Origin of the sequence: Pectobacterium versatile (assembly GCF_020166435.1) — a bacterium.
Classification (GTDB): domain Bacteria; phylum Pseudomonadota; class Gammaproteobacteria; order Enterobacterales; family Enterobacteriaceae; genus Pectobacterium; species Pectobacterium versatile.
The window spans coordinates 1-1,249 of record NZ_JAINZP010000059.1 but is presented as its reverse complement, the minus strand read 5'-3'; the positions used below and the strand labels follow the sequence as shown (position 1 = coordinate 1,249).

General features: G+C 51.6%; 1 protein-coding gene. It reads right to left on the bottom strand.

Going from position 1 to position 1,249, the window contains the following annotated elements; genetic code table 11:
• Nucleotides 1-8: 8 nt before the first annotated feature.
• A protein-coding gene (locus K7X24_RS21880; protein WP_224558272.1) for an IS3 family transposase occupies nt 9-1,177 on the bottom strand; the annotation gives its coding sequence in 2 pieces (ribosomal slippage) (nt 9-928 and nt 928-1,177; 1,170 coding nt in all).
• Between the last annotated feature and the right edge of the window lie 72 nt (nt 1,178-1,249).

Here is a 1,249-nt window from a genome sequence, read left to right as displayed (position 1 = left end):
TGTAGTGGTCAACAAAAACTGGCCACCGCGTTAGAGTTTTTCCAGTATCGGTTTTCCGATTCGTTTGGTGGTAACCCACCATTATATTCGTGCGGTCTTAGTGCACTGTAATATCCAACGATATAGTCCGTTATGGCGTGAGCTGCATCGCTGAAGCTTACGTAACCCATCACCGGCACCCATTCGTTCTTCAGACTCCTGAAGAAGCGCTCCATTGGGCTGTTATCCCAGCAGTTTCCGCGCCGGCTCATACTCTGTCTGATCCTGTATCGCCACAGTAACTGCCGGAACTGCCTGCTTGTATAATGACTACCCTGGTCGCTGTGGAACATCACCCCGACGGGCTTACCGCGAGTTTCCCATGCCATTTCCAGCGCTTTCATGGTGAGTCTGCTGTCCGGCGAGAACGACATTGCCCAGCCCACTGGTTTTCTTGCGAACAGGTCGAGAACAACGGCGAGGTACGCCCAGCGTTTACCTGTCCAGATATAGGTCACATCACCGCACCACACCTGGTTGGGCTTCGTTACGGCGAACTGTCGCTCAAGATGATTCGGGATAGCAACGTGCTCATGACCGCCACGCTTGTACCGGTGAGTCGGCTGCTGGCAACTGACCAACCCCAGCTCCTTCATGAGCCTGCCAGCGAGCCAGCGCCCCATTTTGTAGCCTCTCTGGGTTGCCATTGTGGCGATGTTTCTTGCTCCGGCCGAACCGTGGCTGATGCCATGTAGCTCAAGTACCTGACTGCGTAATACAGCCCGTCTGCCGTCTGGTTTATCAGGACGTTTTTTCCAGTATTTGTAGCTGCTGCGATGAACCCCGAACACATGGCAGAGTGTGGCCACAGGATAACGCGCCCTGAGTTTCCCGATTATCGAGAATTGTTCAGGGAGTCTGACATCAAGAGCGCGGTAGCCTTTTTTAATATTTCGTTTTCCATTTCAATACGTTGCATTTTCTTCCTGAGCTCACGTATTTCGATTTGTTCCGGCGTTATCGGGGAGGCTTTTGGCGTTTTGCCCTGACGCTCATCACGCAGTTGTTTGACCCATTTCGTCATCGTGGAAAGACCTACATCCATAGCCTTAGCGGCATCAGAGACGGTGTAGTTTTGATCGACAACCAGCTGAGCAGATTCGCGTTTGAATTCAGGACTAAAATTTCTTCTTTTCATTGGAGCACCTGTGTTGTTCTGAGGTGAGCATATCACCTCTGTTCAGGTGGCCAAATTCAGTGTGCCACTACA